This window comes from Acidimicrobiales bacterium (genome assembly GCA_030747595.1).
Classification (GTDB): Bacteria; Actinomycetota; Acidimicrobiia; order Acidimicrobiales; family MedAcidi-G1; genus UBA9410.
This window is the reverse complement of record JASLKK010000005.1, coordinates 187,527-206,158: the sequence shown is the minus strand read 5'-3', so window position 1 is coordinate 206,158 and position 18,632 is coordinate 187,527. Positions and strand designations below refer to the sequence as shown.

At 67.2% G+C, this 18,632-nt stretch carries 20 protein-coding genes; 13 read left to right on the top strand and 7 right to left on the bottom strand.

The window, feature by feature from the left end; genetic code table 11:
• From QF777_06015 to QF777_05970, 10 genes are all read left to right on the top strand, one after another.
• The coding region (locus QF777_06015; protein ID MDP6911105.1) for an AMP-binding protein at positions 1 to 1,353 on the top strand (1,353 nt) is incomplete at its 5' end.
• A 26-nt stretch (positions 1,354 to 1,379) separates the two neighbouring features.
• The gene (locus QF777_06010) at positions 1,380 to 3,086 is read left to right on the top strand and encodes a class I adenylate-forming enzyme family protein (protein ID MDP6911104.1); all 1,707 of its coding nucleotides are present in this window, start codon (positions 1,380 to 1,382) and stop codon (positions 3,084 to 3,086) included.
• A gap of 5 nt (positions 3,087 to 3,091) precedes the next feature.
• On the top strand, positions 3,092 to 3,736 hold the full coding sequence (locus tag QF777_06005) for a TIGR03085 family metal-binding protein (GenBank protein MDP6911103.1): 645 nt from the start codon (positions 3,092 to 3,094) through the stop codon (positions 3,734 to 3,736).
• A 71-nt stretch (positions 3,737 to 3,807) separates the two neighbouring features.
• Complete coding sequence (locus tag QF777_06000; GenBank protein MDP6911102.1) at positions 3,808 to 4,941, top strand: hypothetical protein; 1,134 nt, start codon at positions 3,808 to 3,810, stop codon at positions 4,939 to 4,941.
• 225 nt (positions 4,942 to 5,166) lie between these two features.
• Positions 5,167 to 5,925, top strand: a complete 759-nt coding sequence (locus tag QF777_05995) for a YceI family protein (protein ID MDP6911101.1) — start codon at positions 5,167 to 5,169, stop codon at positions 5,923 to 5,925.
• Positions 5,922 to 7,256 carry an MFS transporter gene (locus QF777_05990; GenBank protein MDP6911100.1) on the top strand — a complete coding sequence of 445 codons (1,335 nt, stop codon included), beginning with the start codon at positions 5,922 to 5,924 and terminating at the stop codon, positions 7,254 to 7,256. Before QF777_05995 ends, QF777_05990 begins: the two co-directional genes overlap by 4 nt.
• Positions 7,257 to 7,270: 14 nt before the next feature.
• Positions 7,271 to 7,516, top strand: coding sequence for a hypothetical protein (locus QF777_05985; GenBank protein ID MDP6911099.1), 246 nt, complete (start codon positions 7,271 to 7,273; stop codon positions 7,514 to 7,516).
• Entirely contained in the window at positions 7,516 to 7,893 is a 378-nt protein-coding gene (locus QF777_05980) for a CBS domain-containing protein (GenBank protein ID MDP6911098.1), read from the top strand. Before QF777_05985 ends, QF777_05980 begins: the two co-directional genes overlap by 1 nt.
• Positions 7,894 to 7,917: 24 nt before the next feature.
• On the top strand, positions 7,918 to 8,589 hold the full coding sequence (locus tag QF777_05975) for a lysophospholipid acyltransferase family protein (GenBank protein MDP6911097.1): 672 nt from the start codon (positions 7,918 to 7,920) through the stop codon (positions 8,587 to 8,589).
• An 83-nt stretch (positions 8,590 to 8,672) separates the two neighbouring features.
• Positions 8,673 to 9,551, top strand: a complete 879-nt coding sequence (locus QF777_05970; GenBank protein ID MDP6911096.1) for a DMT family transporter — start codon at positions 8,673 to 8,675, stop codon at positions 9,549 to 9,551.
• Between the two features lie 39 nt (positions 9,552 to 9,590).
• Here the strand turns inward: QF777_05970 and QF777_05965 are convergent, their stop codons facing one another.
• Entirely contained in the window at positions 9,591 to 10,322 is a 732-nt protein-coding gene (locus QF777_05965) for a gamma-glutamyl-gamma-aminobutyrate hydrolase family protein (GenBank protein MDP6911095.1), read from the bottom strand.
• Between the two features lie 79 nt (positions 10,323 to 10,401).
• On the opposite strand from QF777_05965, the gene rarD reads away from it, so the two are divergent.
• Positions 10,402 to 11,319, top strand: coding sequence for an EamA family transporter RarD (gene rarD, locus QF777_05960; protein ID MDP6911094.1), 918 nt, complete (start codon positions 10,402 to 10,404; stop codon positions 11,317 to 11,319).
• 28 nt (positions 11,320 to 11,347) lie between these two features.
• Here the strand turns inward: rarD and QF777_05955 are convergent, their stop codons facing one another.
• Positions 11,348 to 11,776, bottom strand: a complete 429-nt coding sequence (locus QF777_05955) for a flavodoxin family protein (protein MDP6911093.1) — start codon at positions 11,774 to 11,776, stop codon at positions 11,348 to 11,350.
• A gap of 105 nt (positions 11,777 to 11,881) precedes the next feature.
• Here QF777_05955 and QF777_05950 point away from each other — a divergent pair, with 105 nt between their 5' ends.
• Positions 11,882 to 12,664, top strand: a complete 783-nt coding sequence (locus QF777_05950) for an SDR family NAD(P)-dependent oxidoreductase (protein MDP6911092.1) — start codon at positions 11,882 to 11,884, stop codon at positions 12,662 to 12,664.
• An 81-nt stretch (positions 12,665 to 12,745) separates the two neighbouring features.
• Here the strand turns inward: QF777_05950 and QF777_05945 are convergent, their stop codons facing one another.
• The 4 genes from QF777_05945 to QF777_05930 all read right to left on the bottom strand — a co-directional run bounded on the left by QF777_05945 (position 12,746) and on the right by QF777_05930 (position 17,177).
• Complete coding sequence (locus tag QF777_05945; GenBank protein ID MDP6911091.1) at positions 12,746 to 13,336, bottom strand: hypothetical protein; 591 nt, start codon at positions 13,334 to 13,336, stop codon at positions 12,746 to 12,748.
• Positions 13,333 to 14,160, bottom strand: coding sequence for a 5'/3'-nucleotidase SurE (gene surE, locus QF777_05940; GenBank protein ID MDP6911090.1), 828 nt, complete (start codon positions 14,158 to 14,160; stop codon positions 13,333 to 13,335). Before surE ends, QF777_05945 begins: the two co-directional genes overlap by 4 nt.
• 65 nt (positions 14,161 to 14,225) lie before the next feature.
• A complete protein-coding gene (locus tag QF777_05935) occupies positions 14,226 to 16,214 on the bottom strand; it encodes an ABC-F family ATP-binding cassette domain-containing protein (GenBank protein MDP6911089.1) in 1,989 nt (662 codons plus the stop codon).
• A 27-nt stretch (positions 16,215 to 16,241) separates the two neighbouring features.
• Positions 16,242 to 17,177, bottom strand: coding sequence for a beta-ketoacyl-ACP synthase III (locus QF777_05930; GenBank protein ID MDP6911088.1), 936 nt, complete (start codon positions 17,175 to 17,177; stop codon positions 16,242 to 16,244).
• Positions 17,178 to 17,258: 81 nt separating this feature from the next.
• On the opposite strand from QF777_05930, the gene QF777_05925 reads away from it, so the two are divergent.
• The gene (locus QF777_05925) at positions 17,259 to 17,996 is read left to right on the top strand and encodes a 3'(2'),5'-bisphosphate nucleotidase CysQ (GenBank protein ID MDP6911087.1); all 738 of its coding nucleotides are present in this window, start codon (positions 17,259 to 17,261) and stop codon (positions 17,994 to 17,996) included.
• Here QF777_05925 and coaE read toward each other — a convergent pair.
• Positions 17,947 to 18,627, bottom strand: a complete 681-nt coding sequence (gene coaE / locus QF777_05920) for a dephospho-CoA kinase (protein MDP6911086.1) — start codon at positions 18,625 to 18,627, stop codon at positions 17,947 to 17,949. The two genes, QF777_05925 and coaE, sit on opposite strands and share 50 nt — an antisense overlap.
• Positions 18,628 to 18,632: the final 5 nt, after the last annotated feature.

Below are 18,632 nucleotides of genomic sequence, written 5' to 3'. Positions count from 1 at the left end.
TTCGGGTTGTCCGATTCGGCACCGAAGGTCCTGTTGTGCGACGGCGAACGGTTCGAGAGGGTGACGCCTCACCTCGACGTGCTGCGGGCCGACCGATCGCTCCACGTCGTAGCCACCCGGGCCGACGGGGTCGATCTGGGCCATGACGCCGTCCACTGGGCGGACGCCCTGGCCGGGGCGGTCGATCTGCCGGCACCACCACCCGTGGCCATCGACACCGACGACGATGCCTGCGTCTTCTACACCTCGGGCACCACCGGGCACCCCAAGGGTGCCGTGCTGACCCATCGGGGTGCGGTGTCCAACCTGCTGAACCTGGCCTTCTGGCAGACGATGCAGGCAAGCGCCGAGGCCAAGGCCGTGGCGGCTGGCGAGCCGCCGGCCGGGTCGGACAAGCAGACCGGCGACGCCATGCCCGGCTCCGTGCTGGGCGTACCGCTGTTCCACGTGACGGGCTGCAACTGCTGCCTGCACCCGGTCACAGCGGTCGGCGGCAAGCTCGTGCTGATGCACCGTTGGAACCCCGAGGTGGCCCTGGAACTCATCGAACGGGAGCGACCGACGACGTTCACCGGTGTGCCCACCATGGCCCGTGAGCTCATCAACAGCCCTGATTTCGCCATCCGGGACACGTCCAGCATCACGTCGCTCGGCGGTGGCGGTGCAGCCGTGCAGCCCGACCTGGTCCAGAAGATCGAAGACCGGATGGAAGGCCGCCCCAGCACTGGCTACGGCCTCACCGAGACCAACGGCGTCATCACCATCAACGCCGGCCAGTACTTCTTGGCCAAGCCGGCGTCGGCTGGGTCGCCGTGTCCGGTCATGGAGGCCCGCATCGTGGCCGAGGACGGCACCGACCAGTCGCCGGGAGGCCACGGAGAACTGTGGGTGCGGGGCGGGAACGTCTTCCGGGGCTACCTGAACCGTCCGGAAGCCAACGCCGAGGCCCTGACCGACGGCTGGTTCCACACCGGGGACATCGGCTATCTGGACGAGGACGGCTTCCTGTTCCTGGTCGACCGGGCCAAGGACATGGTCCTCCGCAGCGGTGAGAACGTGTACTGCGCGGAGGTGGAAGCCGCCATCTACGAGCACCCGGCCGTCGCTGAGGCAGCGGTCTTCGCCGTGCCCGATGAGCGGCACGGCGAAGTCGTCGGGGTGGCAGTCGTGCTCCTCCCCGACGCCGAGTTGACGGCCGCCGACCTCCAGGCCCACACCCGCACCCTCATCGCAGGGTTCAAGGTGCCCGAGCACGTGTGGTTCCGCGACGAGTCGTTGCCCCGCAACGCCAACGGCAAGTTCGTCAAGCGCCAGCTCCGCGAGGACCTTGTCGGAACACCGACGGCCGTCTGAGCCGACTGCAGCCGAAGAGGAGACTCGTGTCGGTCGAAGCCACAGAGCAAGGGGAGGGCGACACCGAGGCCCCCGACCCCATGGAACGGGTCATGGCTCTCATGGCCCCCGGTGCCCCGTTCGAGATGGGCACCGAAGAGGTTCTCGGTGAGGAGATGCAGGTCTTCGTCCAGCGACTCGGCTCGCTACGCGACCTGCTGGCATCGTCAGCCCGTCACGGCGACATCGACTATGCGGTATTCCACGACGGGGACCGGCGCATCGCACTGTCCTTCGCCGACAACGTCCGTCGGGTCGCCTCGGTGGCTTCCGCACTGTCCGACCGCGGGATCGGCGCTGGTGACCGCGTGGCCATCCTGGCCGCCAACCGCCCGGAGTGGATGCTGACGTTCTGGGCCACCGTGTCCCTGGGGGCCGTTGTCGTGGCCTGCAACGGATGGTGGACCCGCGACGAGATCGAACACGCGCTGGGTCGGACCCGCCCGTCTCTGCTGGTCGCCGACCGTCCGCGCCTCGAGCGCCTCGAAGGCGCCGATCCGGGCATGCCCGTCGTCGTCATGGAGGACGACTTCGATGCCCTAGCCGACTTTGCCCCCGACGCCGACCTGCCTGACGTCGACATCGACGAGGACCAGCCAGCGTTGATGCAGTTCACCTCGGGAACCACGGGACGACCCAGAGCAGCGGTACTGAGCCACCGGAGCCTGATTGGCTTCGTCCAGATCGTCGTCTTCCTCGGTGCCGCCCAGGGGGCACAGGTCGGCGCCTCGACGTCGGGAGCGGCGCGCCCCCGGCTGGCCGTGTTCCCGATGTTCCACATCTCGGGGCTGCAGAGCGCCAGCATCACCCCTATGGCCACTGGTGCCGGCAACGTCTGGCCCATGGGCCGATTCGACCCGGCGACGGTCATCCGGCTCACCACCGAAGAGCGCATCTACGCCTGGAACGGTACAGCGACCCACATCTTCCGGTTGCTGGAACACCCCGATATCGAAGACCTCGACGTGAGCCTCGTGGAGACCATCGCCATCGGCGGATCGGCCACCACTCCCGAGCTCCTTCGGGCCACCGAGGAGCGGTTCCCCCATCTGGTGAACACCTTTACGTCGGGCTACGGGTCGACGGAGGCCGGCGGGATGGTTAGCCACGCCAGCAACGAGATGCTTCGGGCGAACGCCGACAGCATCGGCATGGCCATGCCCACGGTGTCGCTCAAGGTCGTCGACGAGGACGGTGCCGAACTTCCCGAGGGGGAGAACGGCGCCATCTGCGTGCGTAGCCCGCTCACCATGACCGGCTACTGGGAGGACTCCGAGGCCACTACCGAGGCCCTCTTGGAAGGCCGATGGTTGAAGACCGGAGACTACGGGCGCCTCGAGGGAGGCCAACTGTTCCTGTCCAGCCGGTTGCGCGACTTGATCCTCCGTGGCGGCGAGAATGTCTATCCGGGCGAGGTGGAGGCCCGACTGGAGATGCATCCGGCGGTCGTGGAGTGCGCCGTCGACGGTGTCGACCACCGCACTCTGGGTCAGGAGGTCAAGGCCTATGTGGTGGTCCGGCCGGACATGGCGCTCGACCTCGACGAGGTGCGGGCGTTTTGTGGCGAGACGCTCGCCCCCTACAAGTTGCCCGATCACCTCGAAGTGTTGTCCGAGCCGCTGCCCCGCAACGCTTCAGGCAAGGTCGTCAAGGCCGTGCTTCGAGGCGAGGCCACACAGACTTTCGTCGAGTAGGACCGATGGCTAAGCACGCACACGATGAGCGCCAGGTCTTGTGTGACCTGCTGTCAGAGGTCGGCCCTGACGCGCCGACCCTGTGTGCCGGATGGAGGACCCGGCACCTAGCCGCCCACCTGGTGGTGCGGGAGCGACGCCCCGATGTCGGCCCCGGCCTAGTCCTCGGCGGCTCGTTCGCTCGCCACACCGCCCGGGTAACGGAGCGCCTGGCAGGGCGGCCCGAATGGGACCGTCTCGTCGGTCGCCTGCGGTCCGGGCCGCCGGCGGTCCTGAGACCGGTCGACGATCCGATGAACCTCATCGAGTTCTTCGTCCACCACGAGGACGTCCGCCGGGCTGTCGACGGTTGGACCCCACGGGTCTTGGCGGGCGACGTCGGCGACGCACTCTGGCGGTTCCAGCGAGGACGAACCTCGATGCAGGTCCGGCAGATCCGCGACGTCGACCTGTCGATCGCTCGGCCGGGACAGGATCCGGTCACCGTCGGTCGACGACGGTCATCGGAAGCGGGTCGACCAGTGATGGTCACCGGAGAGCCGGGCGAACTGGCCCTTTACTTCTTTGGACGCCGAAACCACGCCGTGGTGGACCTGACCGGCGACGACGACGGCGTGGCTGAGGTCCGCTCAGCGACATTCGGGCTCTGAACACCATGGGCCGCCGCCGTGCGTCTGACCATCCGTGCCTGGTTGTCTGCCCGCCGGGGCTCGAGGATCTCGTGGTCGACGAACTGGTGGCCTTCGGTGCCCGGCCCGAGCGGACCGGGCGGGGAAGCGTGTCGGTAGGCCTCACAACCCGGCGCCTCTACGCAGCCAACCTCTTTCTCCGGTGCGCGACTCGAGTCCTGGTCCGGATCGACAGATTCACCGCACGGTCGTTCGCCGACCTAGAGCGGCACATAACCGCCATCGACTGGTCGCCGTGGCTGCCCAGCGATGCCGTTCCGCGCTTTCGGGTGACGACCCGGCACTCGAGGCTCTGGCACGACGGGGCGGTGGGCGAACGCTTCGCTGCCGCCTTCCCGGCTAGGGGCGATCGCGATGAGCATCGGGTCGACCCTGACCCCGGGGTCGAAGTGGCGGGTGACGATGGTGGAACCGGTCCGCTGGTCGTGGTGCGGGGCCTAGATGACCGATTCACCGTCAGTGTCGATGCCTCGGGCGCGCCACTCCACGAACGCGGTTGGCGACAGGCCACGGCGAAGGCGCCGCTCCGAGAATCGGTGGCCGCCGGCCTACTCGCCTCGGCAGGCTGGGACCCGTCATCGGCCCTGGTCGATCCCATGTGTGGATCAGGCACCATTGCCATCGAAGCGGCTCTGCTCGCCGCCGGGACACCAGCCGCAGCGGGCCGCGACCTGGCTCTCCGGGCATGGCCCTCGTTCGAACCGGGCACCTGGGCCAGTGTGGGCGCCGACGCCGAACGACTCCGGGTCGAGGCGTCGGTGCCCGACGGTACCGACCTGCCGCGCATCGTGGCTGCCGACCGGGATGCCGGAGCGGTCGAGGCTGCCCGAGCCAACGCCGAACGGGCCGGCGTAGCCGACCGCATCGAGTTTCGGGTGGCTCCAGTGGCGGCCCTCGAACCACCCGCCGGCATGCTTCCATCCGGGCCGCCGGGCCTAGTGGCTACCAACCCGCCGTGGGGTGGCCGGGTCGGTGGAGGTGATCTCCGGAACCTCTACGCCACGCTTGGCAACGTCGCCGCCGAACGCCATCCAGGCTGGCAGATCGGGGTGCTGGTCGCCGACCGTTCCCTGGCCCGGCAGGTCAGGCCTGGGCTCGGCGAACTTCTACACCTGGAACTCGGCGGCCGATCGGCTCACTGGTTGGTCGGCCGCCTGCCCTCCTGACGGAGCCCCAGGCTTTAAGGGGTGCCGCCTAGTCGAGGGCGTCCTTGAACAGGCGGTGTTCGTCTCCCTCTCCCCACGGGCGGGTGATCTGGTGTTCGTAGAACAGGCCGAACTTCATGATGTGGAGCCTATGGACGCTTGCCCGACCGGGCCCGGTCGGGAGGGGGAGCCCTAGGGTCGCCTCATGGTGGTTCGACCGTGGTGACCGTGGCGGGGAGACGGAAGGTGCCCACGCCGGTTCTGATATTGGTGGGGGTCCTCGCGCTAGCCCTAGTCGCTTGGTGGTTCCTCGTGCGGTCCGATACGCCACCCGCTCCGGATTTGGCCAAGGCGGCCGAGACAGCGGCGGCCGCTCAGGTGTCGGACACCACGATGCAGGCCACGACCACCGCTGTTCCGGCGACGACTGGCGTGCCGGTCGTTGACCCGTCGGGAAGGTGGGCCGTGGACCCCGCTATCGGATCGTTCCGGGACTTCACGTCGACTTGGGTGGGTTACCGGATTGACGAGGAACTGGGGAAGGGGATCGGAGCCACGACAGCTGTGGGCCGTACACCGCTGGTCACTGGGACCGTGGAGGTCAGCGACGGGATCGTAGTGTCCGCTGAGGTCACAGCCGATCTCCGTGGCTTGCAGTCCGACCGGGCCTACCGGGACGGGAAGGTCTTTGAGGTTCTCCATGTCGACCGGCATCCCGAGGCCGTCTTCGTACTGGCCGCCCCAGTTCCCCTGACCGCTGGCGCCACCGAGATGTCCATCGCGGTGCCCGGCGTCCTGACCGTCAACGGGGTGTCAGTGGTCGTCGAGGCGGCCCTCGAGGTCACCTTGGTAGGTGACATCCTGACCGTGGTGGGAACTCTGCCGGTGGTGCTGGCCGACCACGACGTCGTGGCGCCCAGTGCATCCATCGTGGTTTCGGTGGCCGATCGCGGCGTGGTGGAATTTCAACTGTTTCTCACCCGTGCCGTGGGGGGCACCGGGTGACTGGAGAGTCCCTACACGTCACCAACCCGTTCTCGGCGCTCCGCCACCCGGCCTTCGCTCGTTTCGCCCTGGGTTCGACCCTCTGCGGTGTCGCCCAGTTCCTGGCTGGTCTTGCTACCCCGTTTCTCATCAACCAACTCACCGACTCCAACTCGTGGGTTGGAGCGGCCTCGTTCGCCGCCCTTCTCCCAGCGGTCATCGGTACACCGTTCGCCGGTGCCTTGGCCGACCAGATGGACCGTCGCCTGCTTCTGCTCGCCGGGATCGGCTTGCAGATTCTGGTCATGGTGACCATCGTGGTGTTGTACACGTCTGACCGCCTCACTCCATGGCTGATCTTGGGCCTGAACTTCCTCGGGGGGTCGGCGTCGTCGTTCCTTTGGGCACCGACCCAGTCGTTGGCCGCCGTCCTAGTGCCCAGGGAGTCGCTGGCCGCAGCGGTACGCATGGTGTCCATCACGTTTACCGTGGCTCGGTCCGTAGGCCCGGTCTTGGCCGCTCTTACGTTGGCCTTCGGGGGTCCTGGCCTGGCATTCTCCGCGGCTCTGGGTATCTATCTGGTTGGTTTCAGCGTGCTGACCACCGTGAAGACGGGGTGGTCGCCAACCGGGGGCGGTGGCTCGCTCCGATCGCAACTGGGCGACGGGATTTCCTATGTTCGGGCCCGACCTGAGATGCGGTTGGCCTTTCGGCTGGCCTTTACCGTGGCTTCGCTTGGCGCAGTGTTCGCCTTCTCGCTGACCGCCGGGGTGGCCGACGATCTGTATGGCCTTGGTGGCGGCGGGCTCGGGGTTCTGGCCACTAGCGCGGGCGTGGGCTCACTACTGGCCAGCGGCTACATCAGTGGGGCCGGTTCCCGGGTGGCTCGCTCGACCATGGAGTACCGCAGCATCCTGTTGTACGGGTCCGGGCTGGTGGTGGTGGCGTCCACGGATTGGATGGCTGTCGGGATCGTCGGCTACCTATGTATGGGCATGGCCCACATGCTCCACGGGACGACGCTTAGTACGGCCCTGCAGATTCGAGTCGACGATGCGTACCGGGGTCGGGTCATGTCAGTGTTCCTAGTGGCTGTCCTGAGTGGGATTCCGCTGGGCGGCCTGACGTTTGGCATCCTCAGTGACCTGGTGGGTTTGCGCTGGGTGGCCCTCGGAGCCGGCTGTCTACTGGTTATCCACGCCCTCGTCTTCCAGCATCGGGGCTTGCTGGTCATGCTGGACAACGAGGTTGTTGAGGTCGATGGAGGGTCATATCCGACCGGTCCGGTTGCCCAGCCGCCCGATTCGGGGGATGATCAAAGGACGGACGACGGATCGACCGATCGTCTGTGAGCCCGGGAGGCTTTGTGTCCGAGACTCCATCAGTCCGTCTGCTCGCCGTGATCGACGCCCTCGACGCGTTGGCTCGCGACCAGAGCCCGGCTGAGGCCGCCGCGGAGATGGACCCCGCCGTGTTGCAGGCCTTCTGGCGGGAGTGGCCCCACACCAGCGTGTGGGCCGGCAACCTCTGGCGAAATCTGAATCTGGATCTGGAGGTCCCGTCCGGGGCTCGGGAGGACAGGGACGTCGACGAGGTCGGGGGGAGTGGCTGATGGTCGCCATATCCGCGGTGATGACCGACAGCGTGGTCACCCTCTCGCCTGATTCGACGGTCAGCGATGCCGCGCGGGTAATGGTCCGCGGTGGCTTCGGTTCGGTGGTCGTGGTCCAGGGACGGATGCTGTTGGGCATCCTGACCGAGCGTGACGTCCTCCGGGCCGCTGCCGACGAGGACGACCTGCGTGCATCCCGAATCGACCAGTGGATGACCCCGGATCCTGACACTGCCCCGCCCGACTTCGATACCGAAGAGGCGGCCGCCCTCATGTTGAGCCGCGGCTATCGCCACCTTCCCGTGGAGGTCGACGGCGAACTTCTGGGCATGGTCAGTCTGCGTGACGTGCTAAGCGCCCGCATCGCCCAGCGCTGACCCCGAACCCGGTTACCAGACGCGATGGACTCGTCGGAACGTCAGGCCCGCGCCCGTCGTACCAGCGCGGCGTGGACGGCGCCGCTGGTCTACGGCGCTATCCGCGGTCTCGCCCGGGTACTGCTCTGGCCGTACTTCCGAACCCGGAGCGTCGGGCGTGAGCACATCCCGAGCGACGGGCCGGTAATCCTGGCGCCCGTCCACCGTTCCAACCTCGATTCGTTGATGTTGGCGCCGCTGATGCGCCGACGACTCCGGGCTCTGGCCAAGGAGAGCCTGTTCACGTTCCGGCCCCTGGCCTGGGTGATCGCCTCATTGGGTGCCTTTCCCGTGCACCGTGACACCGCGGATCGCGAGTCGATGCGGATCGCCCGGGAGTTGTTGAACGAGGGCAATGTCCTGTTGGTCTTCCCGGAGGGGAAGCGCCATGACGGTGACGGCGTCGGTGAGTTGTTCGACGGAACGGCGTGGTTGGCGGCCAAGACACAGTCTCGTGTGGTGCCCGTGGGAATCGCCGGGACGGGGGAGGCCATGCCCGCCGGAGCCCGGTTCCCCCGACCGACCCGGGTGCGGATGGTGGTCGGACCGCCGATCGATCCGCCGGAGCCCAGGGGTGCCCGGAGCGTGCTACGAACCTGGACCGAGGGGCTGACCGATGCCCTGCAGGCTGTCCAGGACGAGGCTGCGGCCCGGTAGTAGCCAGTTCACCTCGAGGCCCGCCAGGTAGGTCTCGGCTCCCGACGACGGTGTGTCGGACCAGAGGTGGAAGGGTGCACCGGATGTCAGATCGGGTAGTCCTGGGGCGCGGTGCGGCGATTGGGGCCGTGGGCTTCATGGCCTTTGGCCCCAGCATCGTCAAGAAGGTCGAAATGGAGGAGATGGCCTTCGTCTTCTGGCGGCTCGGCATCGCCGCGGCTTTCTACGCCGTGGTCCTGATCTTGGCGGGCAACCGGCTCCGATGGATCGACCTGAAGCGATCCGCGGTCGGTGGTGTGATCTTCGCGGTGAACCTCGTGTTCTTCATCTTGTCCATGCGTCGGACCAGCGCTGTCAACGCGGTGGTCATCGCCTCGTTGCAACCGATCCTCCTGTTGGCTGTCGGCCATCGACTGTTCGGTGAACGACCCCACCGATCGGTCTACGTGGGTGCCTCCGTGGCCTTCGTCGGCGTAGTGGTGGCCATGGCTGGTTCGGGGGCTAGTGGCGTGGCGACCTGGTCGGGCGACCTGATGGCCTTCGTGACCATGGTCCTGTTTGCCGCCTACTACGTGGCCTCCAAGCAGGCCCGGGCCGAGATGGATTCCATCACGTATCAGCTGTCGCTTACCGTGGTGGCCACGGTGGTTCTCCTGCCCATCGCGCTGGTGGTCGAGGGTGGCGTGGCTCTGCCGTCGGACGGAGACTGGTGGATGGTGGCCGCCATGGCCGTCATTCCCGGGACCGGTCACTTACTCACCAACTTCGCTCACGGCCACGTGACGCTGACCCAGATGAGCCTGATCAGCTTGTTGTTCACCGCGGTGGCTCCGCTCTACGCGTGGTGGTTGATCGGTGAACGCATCGTTGGTCAGCAGGGGGTGGGGATGGCCGTGGTTCTGATCGCCCTGTCCTTCGTGGTGACCCGGCCCGTCGAAGTGGTGGCCCGAACCGGCGACTGATCAGCCGACTGGCGGCTCGACCGGTTGCCGGAGTCGGCGTCAGCAGCCGCGGATGAACCGCAGCATCCAGGCAGCCACGTCAATCCGGTGGAGCGGATCGTCCAGCGTCGACAGGGCGTCGTCGAGGAAAGCCTCAGGATAGGTTTCGGTGTAGCGGCCCCGGTAAAGCACGTCGGCGTAGTGGGGGTCGAACTCGGGGTGGGCCTGGACGCCCAGCATGTGGTCGCCGACGGCCAGCGCGGCCACCGGACAGTGGTCCGCGGTGGCCACGACACGGCCACCGGTGGGCAGGTCCAAAACCTGGTCGTGGTGGCAGTAGAAGATGCCCACCTCGTCGTGACCCGGTGTCATCCAAGATTCCCGTCGGGTGATTTGGGCGGGCCGGTTGCCGATTCCCCATGTGTCGACTCGTTCGACCCGTCCACCGAGGGCCTGGGCAATGGCCTGATGGCCGAAGCACACCCCGAGCGTGGGGGCCCGGGCGGCATCCAGATCACGCACCAGGTCCAGTAGTGATCGGATCCACGGTTCGTCCTCGTAGACACCGCGGGCTGATCCGGTGATCAGCCAGGCGTCGTAATCGTCGAGAGCCGAAGGGAAGGTTCCGAGATACACCGGCACGTCAACGAACTCGAGGGACCCGGGGGACTCGAGGGACTCGATGGTCCCGTCAGCGGTCGCGAAGAGGTCCGTGAACAGTTGTTGGTAGCCCCCGTACTCCGGGCGCAGGTCCGTGAAGATGTCGTCACACCGCAGTAGCCCGATCCGCATTCGGTAAACGGTAACGGAGCGGTCCGTGATGGCCGGCACTGGGTTGGCCGGGCCGGTGGTTGCTGGTGAGACTGGGCCGATGCGACGAGGCCTGGTGTTGATCGTGTGCGCCCAGGTCATGTGGGGCCTGTCGCCGGCCTTCTGGCGTCTCGGCATCGAGATCCCGGCCATGGACATGCTCGGACATCGGGTGCTGTGGACTTTCGTCACGGTGCTGGTCATTCACCTCGTCCGCCGGTCCCTGCGTTCGGTGCATACCGCGGCCCGTGAACTCCGGACGCGGGCCCTGGAGGCACTGGCGGGGGTCCTTATCGGTTCGAACTGGTTGGTATGGGTATGGGCGGTCACCAACGGCCGGGTGCTCGAGGGCAGCCTCGGCTACTTCATCACCCCGCTGGTCAGTGTGGTCCTCGGCGTTGTCGTGGTCGGCGAACGCCTTCGACGGGCCCAGTGGGCGGCCGTAGCCCTGGGGGCGGCCAGTGTCATCTGGTTGACCATCGACATGGGTGGCCTGCCCTGGGTGTCGCTCTTCCTGGCGGCCACGTTCGGCATCTATGGCCTCATGAAGAAGACGGTGAACCGGCCGCCGCTGGACATGCTGACCATCGAGTTGATGGTGATCCTGCCGCTGGTCCTGGTGTTCCTCGGGACCCGGTTGATCAACGGGCAGGACGCGCTGGTTTCGGCGTCGGGCACCGAGTACATAGTCCTGCTGGGCAGCGGCCTGTTCACTGCAGTGCCGTTGCTGTGCTTTGCCGGGGCGGTGCAGCGGGTGCCGCTGTCGGTGATCGGCGTCATCCAGTACCTGGCGCCGTCCACCCACTTCCTGCTCGGCGTGGTGGCCTACGACGAGCCGTTCGGCGGGGGACGCCTGATCGGTTTCGTCCTCGTGTGGACGGGACTCGCCGTGTTCACCCTCGATGGGCTCCGGTCTGTCCGGTCCAGTGGACGGGTGACCGGTTGGCGGCCCCTCGGGCAACGGGGTCAGGTTGGCTGAGACCTAAGCCGGTTTAGGTGTCTCCGGTTCAGGTAGTGGCGCTGATCGACGCCAGGACCTCGGAGGCGAACAGCGGGGCCTCGTTCTCGAGGTGGCGGCGGTTTAAGGACCGGGCGGCCACCACGGTGGCGCCATGGCTCTCCAGCACATCGGACAACTTGGTCGCTGCGTTGCCCGGGTTGACGGCATGCGTCATGAACGCTGCCACCCGTTTGTCCCACAACTTCGGGATCTGGCGTACCTTGCCCACGTCGCCGGGGCGATGGCCGAACAGGATCAGGCCGTCGACCCATGTGCCGACGAAGACCAGGTCGGCCTCGGCCAGTTCCTTGTAGTCGATGTTGGTGACCGGGCGCACGGCGACAGTGGCGCCGGCTGATGCGACAGCCCCGCCGATGAGTTCGGCGGCCCGGCGGGTGTTACCGGTCCGGCTCTGGTGAATGACGACGATGTTCAAGCGTTCAGTGTGCCTCATGGGAACGAGCCGTCCTACACTCGCCGCCGATTGGGCACCTTGTGGTCAGCCTGGTCGGGGGGGAATCAATATGGATCAGGAGCACGTATGAGTCGGGAAACGGGCCGTCTGGCAGGGAAGGTGGCCTGCATCACCGGTGCCGGTTCGGGCCTGGGACGGGCCATGGCCCTGAGGTTCGCCGAGGAGGGCGCCACCATTGCTGCCCAGGATCTTCGCGAGGAGGCGGCCGACGAGACCGTCAAGTTGCTCGACGGTGATGGTCACCGGGCCTTCGGGGGCGATGTGTGCGACGAGGGCGACATGGTCTCGATGTTTGCTCAGATCGACGGGAACTGGGGGTGTCTCGACGTGCAGGTCAACAACGCTGGAGTGAGCCGCCTGCCCGGCGACGGCTTCGACGAGATGATGGCCGGACAGGGCTCCCAGATGTCGCTGATGGGTTACGAGGCGTTCTCCAAGATGATGGCCATCCACGCCGGGGGGACCTTCCTTGGTACCCGCGAGGCCGTCAAGTTGATGGGTGAGGGCGGGTCGGTTATCACGTTGTCGAGCATTGCCGGTCTGGCTGGTTGGGGTCCGGTGCACTACGCCGCGGCCAAGGGAGCGGTCCTGGGGTTCACCCGGGCAGCGTCTAGGGAACTGGGGGCCATGGGCATCCGTATCAACGCGATCGCTCCCGGAGTGATCGACACCCCGATGACCGCCGACGTCGATGAGGCCATGCTGGCCCCGATGGTGATGATGACACCACTGCGACGGCAGGGAACGGCCGAGGAGGTTGCCGCCGCGGCGCTGTTCCTGGCTTCGTCGGAGAGTTCGTTCATCACCGGCCAGTGGATCTCGCCCAACGGCGGCCTCATCACCATCTGAACAGGCGCCTGCCGGGTGGAGGCTTCGGCCTGCCCATCCGGATCGGCCGGTGTTGTCAGCGGGTCTGGTCAGCCAGCGTGCTCAGCGACTGCGGTCGAGATCCAGCAGGTGCTGTTCGGCCTCTTCGGGCTGGAGGCCCATCTCGGCCATGCCGGCGGCTAGCACAGCCCGATACGACATGCTGGGCGGTCCCGCGGGCGGAGGGGCCGTGGAACCCAGCGTGCAGACCGGCTCGTCATCGATTCGATCCATGCCGATCAGCAGGTCGATGATCCCGTCCAGCACCCGGACGGACTCACCAGATGCAGGCGGTTCCGAGGGCAGGAAGGCGTCTTCAGTGGGCCGGCCGTTCTCCTGGGCGACCACGTCGGCCATCTGATCCCACGTGATGCGCCACGCCCGACCCACCACGTCTCGTCGGCCGGCCGATGTGGGTTCGTCAGGACAAAAGCAGCAGCCTCCGCCCCAACGTGAGGAGTGGCCGCCGAAGAACACCGGATGGGGGACCACGACCCGTCTGTCACCGGTTGCCGGACGGGGGTCGGTGGCACCCCGATGGGATCCCCACGGCGTGTCGTCGCCGCAACTCTGAAGGTAGGCGTCGAACCGGGCGGCCAGCAGATTGGACCCGTAGGCCACGTACCAGACTGGTGTCGATCCGGGTTCGGTCATGCTCGACCCAGTAGATCATCGAGGCCGCGAGCTGCCGGGTCATTGGCCGGGGGCGGCTCATCGTGCAGGCGGTTCAGGCGGCTGAGGCTGACCAGACCGGCCATCACTGCGCCACCGTCGGTGTCGACGGGGAGTTCGCCGGCTTCACCCCAGTGCATCTCCACCCGGTAGCTCCCGGCATGGCCCTCCTTGGGGACCATGTCGGCAGTAGTCAGGCTTCGAGGGGGAGCCGATCCGGTCACCGTGTGGCGCCAACCCTGCAGTTCACCCAACGGGATATTGGGGACGTTCACGTTGAGCACCTCGGCTGTATCCGGTGGGTTCTGGGCCATTGCCTCCACCACGGAGCGGGCCACCGTGGCTGCTGTCGCCCAGTGCTGATCGATCAGCACCTCGTCGGCCCCCTGACCCTCGATGCCCCAACCGGTGACGGCCTGGCTCACGGCGATGCCTGTAGTGCCTCCATTGCGTGCGGTAAGAGCGGCGCCCACGGTGCCCGAGTGGTACACGGACCGTCCAACGTTCATCCCTGGGTTGATGCCAGCCACCACTAGGTCAAATGGGTCGCCGAACAAACCGAGGCGGCTGTAGATGACGCACAGCCCCGGCGGGCCGCTGACGGACCAGGAGCGGTCGATGCCGTCGATGGTCGCGTCATGGACCTCGGGGCGGATCAGGTGCATGGCCCCGAGCGAGGCGCCGGCTCCCGAGTATTCGGCATCGGGGGCCACCACTGTGACCTCGCCGAGGTCGACCAGAGCCCGGGCCAGTTCGTGGAGGCCCACCGAGTCAATGCCGTCGTCGTTGGTGACCAGAATTCGCATGGTTCCCGACCGTAGTGAGCGTCGCGACCTGGTTGGCCAGTGGGGCGTTGGTCAGCGGGCCCTGGTCAGTCAGCGAGTTGTAGGTTGAGGCGTTCCCATTCGGCCATCAGCTCGGCGGCCCGGTCCTTGGCCGCCTCGTGCTCGGCAACTACGGCGGCGGCACCGTCGGGGTCCTGGTACAGGTTGGGGTCGGCCAGACGCTCCTGGACCTCCACCACGGCGGCTTCGGCGGCCTCCCACTGCTTTTCGGCCCGCCCCAACTTCCGCTGGAGGCCCTGTCGTGGATCGCGTTGGCGGCCCTTCCCGGCAGATTGGCCACCGCCCTTCTGGTTTCCGTCCGGGGTTCCGTTTCCGCGACGGGCCGTCGCACCGTGGGATGACGGGGCAGGCGTCGAGTCCACCTTCACCGGGTAGAGCACCCGGTCGGGGACGCCCTCGTGCCAGGTTGCCCTGCCGTCCCTGACCTCGACGGCGCAGTCGGCGACCGATCGGATCAGGTGGCGGTCGTGGGTGATGAGCACGACGGTGCCCGGGTAGGCCAGTAGGGCGTCCTCCAGGACGTCGCAACTCGGCAGGTCTAGGTGGTTGGTGGGCTCGTCTAGTACCAGAAGGTTGACCGGGACGGCCAACGTCTTGGCCAGTGCCAGTCGGGTCTGCTCTCCACCTGACAGGTCGCCCACACGGCGGTCGACGGCGTCGCCTCGGAAGCCGAAGGAGGCCAGGTACGTCCGTGGGTTGCGACCGTCGACCCCCACGCCGGGAACCGTCTTGAACTCGTCGAGCACGGTGCGTTGATCGTCGAGTATCTCGGCCTGGAGTTGGTCGAAGTGGGAAAGGTCGACGTTGGTGCCCCGAGTCACCTGCCCGGCCAACGGCGGCATGTCGCCGGTTAGGAGCCGGACGAGCGTGGTCTTGCCGGCCCCGTTCGGACCGACCAGGGCCACCTTGCGACCCCGCTCCACGTCGAAGGTCACATTCCGCAGGATGATCTCGTCGCCCGGCTCGTTGCCTGACTGGTCGCTCGATGGGACGCTGGTCCCGCCTGCGGCCGGGTAGCCGGCCGTGACGTCGTGGAGTTCAGCGACCAGACGCGATGACCGCCGTGGCTTGGGGAACCCGAACCGGCTGGCCGGGTCATCGGGTTTGTCGACCACCATCCGGTCGAGTTTCTCCAGGGCCTTGACCCGGCTCTGGACCTGACGGGCCTTGCTGGCCTTGTAGCGGAACCGTTCGATGAACTTCTCGGTCTGGGCCACCTGGCGGCTCTGCTGGGCGGCGATGGCCCGCTGGGCGGCCAACTGCTCTTCGCGGGCCACTACGAACTCGGCGAACCCGCCCACGTACTCGGTGATCCGATTGCCGGACAGTTCCAAGATCCGATTGGCCACCGCATCGATGAAGTCCCGGTCGTGGCTGACGAACAACAGGCCCCCCGACCAGTTGGCCAGGTGCTGCTCCAGCCACGCGACGCTGTCCACGTCGAGGTGGTTGGTGGGTTCATCCATGATCAGGAGGTCGGGGGCCGATAACAGGAGGCGGGCCAGGGCGATACGCATTCGCCAGCCACCGGACATCTCGTCCATGGGTCGGTCGTGGTCGGCCGAGTCGAAGCCGAGCCCCGAGAGGATTCGGTGGGCGTCGGCCTCCACGGCGTAACCGCCGATCTGCTCGAAGCGTGACTGGGCTTCACCGAACTGGTCCAGGAGGCGGGCCTGTTCGTCGCCCGACGCGGCACCGATCCGTACTCCGAGATCCTCGATTCGGGTGGCCAGTTCCGTGACCGGCCCGGCACCCAGCATGACCTGCTCGAACACAGATCTTCCCGTCTCGGTCGGCAGTTCCTGGGGGAGGTAGCCGATCCGCAGATCCCGTGGTCGATGGACCTCCCCTGTGTCGGGTTCCTGAAGCCCGACGATGGTCTCTATCAGCGTGGTCTTGCCGGTGCCGTTGCCGCCTACCAGAGCCACCCGCCGGCCGGCCCCTAATTGGAGTGCAACGTCATGGAATAGCAGGCGCGGACCGAAGGCACGCGACAGCCCCGTGGCGGTGAGCATGGTGGAGGGTCCGGGTTGTGAGGCGGGTCAGGCGCCGGGTGGGTCCCAGCGGACCACAGCGGCTGCCGAGGACATTCCGGCACCGAATCCGACCATCAGAACCAGGTCGCCGGGATCGACCCGACCCTTGCCGAGAGCGTCTACGAAGGCCAGGGGGATCGAGGCGGCGGACGTGTTGCCGGTGTGCTCGAGCACCATGGCGGCCTTTCCGATAGGAATGCCGAGCCGCTTCAGGGCAGCCTCAATGATTCGGATATTGGCCTGGTGGGGAACCACCAGGGCGATGTCGTCCATGGACACGGCAGCCCGTTCCAGGGCTCTAGTGGCCGCACCCTCGATGGCCAGGATGGCGCGACGGAAGACCTCCTTGCCGTTCATAAAGATCTTCCCGCCGTGCTCGCAGGTCAGGATGGACGCGGCCGAGCCGTCCGACATGAGGTCCCAGCCCAGCAGCGTCGGTGCGTCGGCGGAGCGTTGGATGACCACGGCGCCGGCACCATCGCCGAATAGGACGCAAGTTCCCCGGTCGGTCCAGTCGGTGATGCCGCTAAGGGCATCACTGCCGATGAGCAGGATGGTTTCCATGCCGCCCTCGGCGAACTGCATCGCGGTGACCAGGCCGTAGACGAAGCCTGAGCAGGCCGCGTTCAGGTCAATCGCGCCACAGGACATACCCAACTCCTGCTGGACAACCGAGGCGCTCGCCGGAAATTGCTGGTCGCTACTGCAGGTGGCTAGCAGGAGGAGGTCCACATCGGCGGGGTCCACGCCGGCCATGGCCAGTGCGTCGCGCCCGGCCTCCGCCGACATCTCGGTCACCTTGCCGTCGACGTGGCGGGCCCCGATGCCACTACGTTCACGGATCCACTCGTCGGTGGTGTCCACGATCTCAGCGAGATCGTGGTTGGTGAGCCGGCGTTCGGGAAGATGGGTCGCCCAACCGGTGATACGGCCGTGGGCCATGGGGTGCTCCGATGTGTGCAGTTGGGGCCGATCAGCCCCAGGGGAAGGGTAGCCACCGGCTGGGGTTAGGGTCGCCCGACGATGAGGGATCACGAACTGGCCGGGCTTCTGGCCCAGGAGGCCGGTGACGTGCTCCTCGGCGTGCTAGCTGAGGGCCGGGCCGGCGGTTGGACCCCGTCTCAGATCCAGGACCAGGGCGACCACCGTGCCCACGAGCACCTAATGGCTCGTCTGTCGGAGCTCCGGCCCGAGGATGCGGTGCTGTCCGAGGAGGGCAGCGATGACAGGGCCCGTCTCGGTGCCGATCGCGTGTGGATCATCGATCCGCTGGATGGGACCCGTGACTTCGCCCGCGCGGGCAGTGTGGAGTGGGCGGTGCACGTGGCCCTCGTGGAGGACGGCGTGCCGACCGCAGCAGCCGTGTCGTTGCCACCCAGCGGTGGCCTGTACGGCACCTGGGTCTCGGTGGTCGACCGGACGTCGAATCGGGACCGACCGATCATCGTCACCAGCCGGTCCCAGTGGGGTGAGGCCGAGGAGGTGGCAGCCGCCATCGGTGGGGTGGTCCGTTCGTGCGGCTCGGCCGGCGTGAAGGCCATGGCCGTGGTGTCCGGAGCGGTCGACGTCTACGTCCACCCCTCGGGCCTCTACGAGTGGGATGCCTGCGCGCCGGCCGGGGTGGCCATGGCCGCCGGGTTGGACGTGTCGGGCATCGACGGCTCGCAGTTGGTGTTCAACAAGCCCCGTCCGGTGGTGGCCGGGCTGGTGGTTAGTAGCCCGGAGTACACCGATCGGGTGCTGAGCGCTCTCCACTGGTAACCGGTTCACTGGTGAGTTGCTCAAACAGTCGGTCGACCTCAGCAGCCAATTCGACCTCGTCGCCGTTGTTGACCACCACGTGGTCGGCCACCGCCCGGCGTTCCGCGTCATCAGCCTGAGCGGCCATGCGGGCCGAAGCGTTCTCGACCGTCATGCCGCGACCCACCAGCCGAGCCAGGCGAATCTCAAGGTCGGCCTCGACGACAACTACCTCGCGGTAACCCCGACCATTGGGGAGACGACCGAGGTCGCTCTCCACTAGGACCGCCATGTCCAGGATCACCAGCATGTTGCCGGCTGACTCCGTCGGGCCGGCTAACTGGGTGAGGCGGCGGTCCAGCTCCCGGTTGATGGCCGGGTGACTGATGGCTTCCAGGTCGGTGAGGCGTCCCTTAGATGCGAACACCTCGGCGGCCAGGGCCTTTCGGTCGACGGCGCCATCGGCGTCCAGCACGCCATCGCCGAACTCGGCCACCACGGCGGCATGCACATCATCGTCGGTAAGGACTTGGCGGCCGAGGGCATCCACGTCAATCACCGTGGCGCCCCGTTCGGCCAGCAGGGTGGCCACCGTGGACTTACCGGCGCCGATGCCTCCACAGAGGCCAACGACCCGGATCCTGTGGGTCACCAGAG

Excerpts from the sequence above, each read along its gene's own strand:
- QF777_06005 (MDP6911103.1), top strand. The coding sequence starts at position 3,092 with ATGGCTAAGCACGCACACGATGAGCGCCAGGTCTTGTGTGACCTGCTG.
- QF777_05970 (MDP6911096.1), top strand. The coding sequence starts at position 8,673 with ATGTCAGATCGGGTAGTCCTGGGGCGCGGTGCGGCGATTGGGGCCGTG.
- QF777_05930 (MDP6911088.1), bottom strand. The coding sequence starts at position 17,177 with ATGGCCCACGGCCGTATCACCGGTTGGGCGACCCATCTTCCCGAACGC.
- rarD (MDP6911094.1), top strand. The coding sequence starts at position 10,402 with ATGCGACGAGGCCTGGTGTTGATCGTGTGCGCCCAGGTCATGTGGGGC.
- QF777_05965 (MDP6911095.1), bottom strand. The coding sequence starts at position 10,322 with ATGCGGATCGGGCTACTGCGGTGTGACGACATCTTCACGGACCTGCGC.
- QF777_05935 (MDP6911089.1), bottom strand. The coding sequence starts at position 16,214 with ATGCTCACCGCCACGGGGCTGTCGCGTGCCTTCGGTCCGCGCCTGCTA.
- QF777_05950 (MDP6911092.1), top strand. The coding sequence starts at position 11,882 with ATGAGTCGGGAAACGGGCCGTCTGGCAGGGAAGGTGGCCTGCATCACC.
- QF777_05980 (MDP6911098.1), top strand. The coding sequence starts at position 7,516 with ATGGTCGCCATATCCGCGGTGATGACCGACAGCGTGGTCACCCTCTCG.
- QF777_05925 (MDP6911087.1), top strand. The coding sequence starts at position 17,259 with ATGAGGGATCACGAACTGGCCGGGCTTCTGGCCCAGGAGGCCGGTGAC.
- QF777_05945 (MDP6911091.1), bottom strand. The coding sequence starts at position 13,336 with ATGACCGAACCCGGATCGACACCAGTCTGGTACGTGGCCTACGGGTCC.
- surE (MDP6911090.1), bottom strand. The coding sequence starts at position 14,160 with ATGCGAATTCTGGTCACCAACGACGACGGCATTGACTCGGTGGGCCTC.
- QF777_05975 (MDP6911097.1), top strand. The coding sequence starts at position 7,918 with ATGGACTCGTCGGAACGTCAGGCCCGCGCCCGTCGTACCAGCGCGGCG.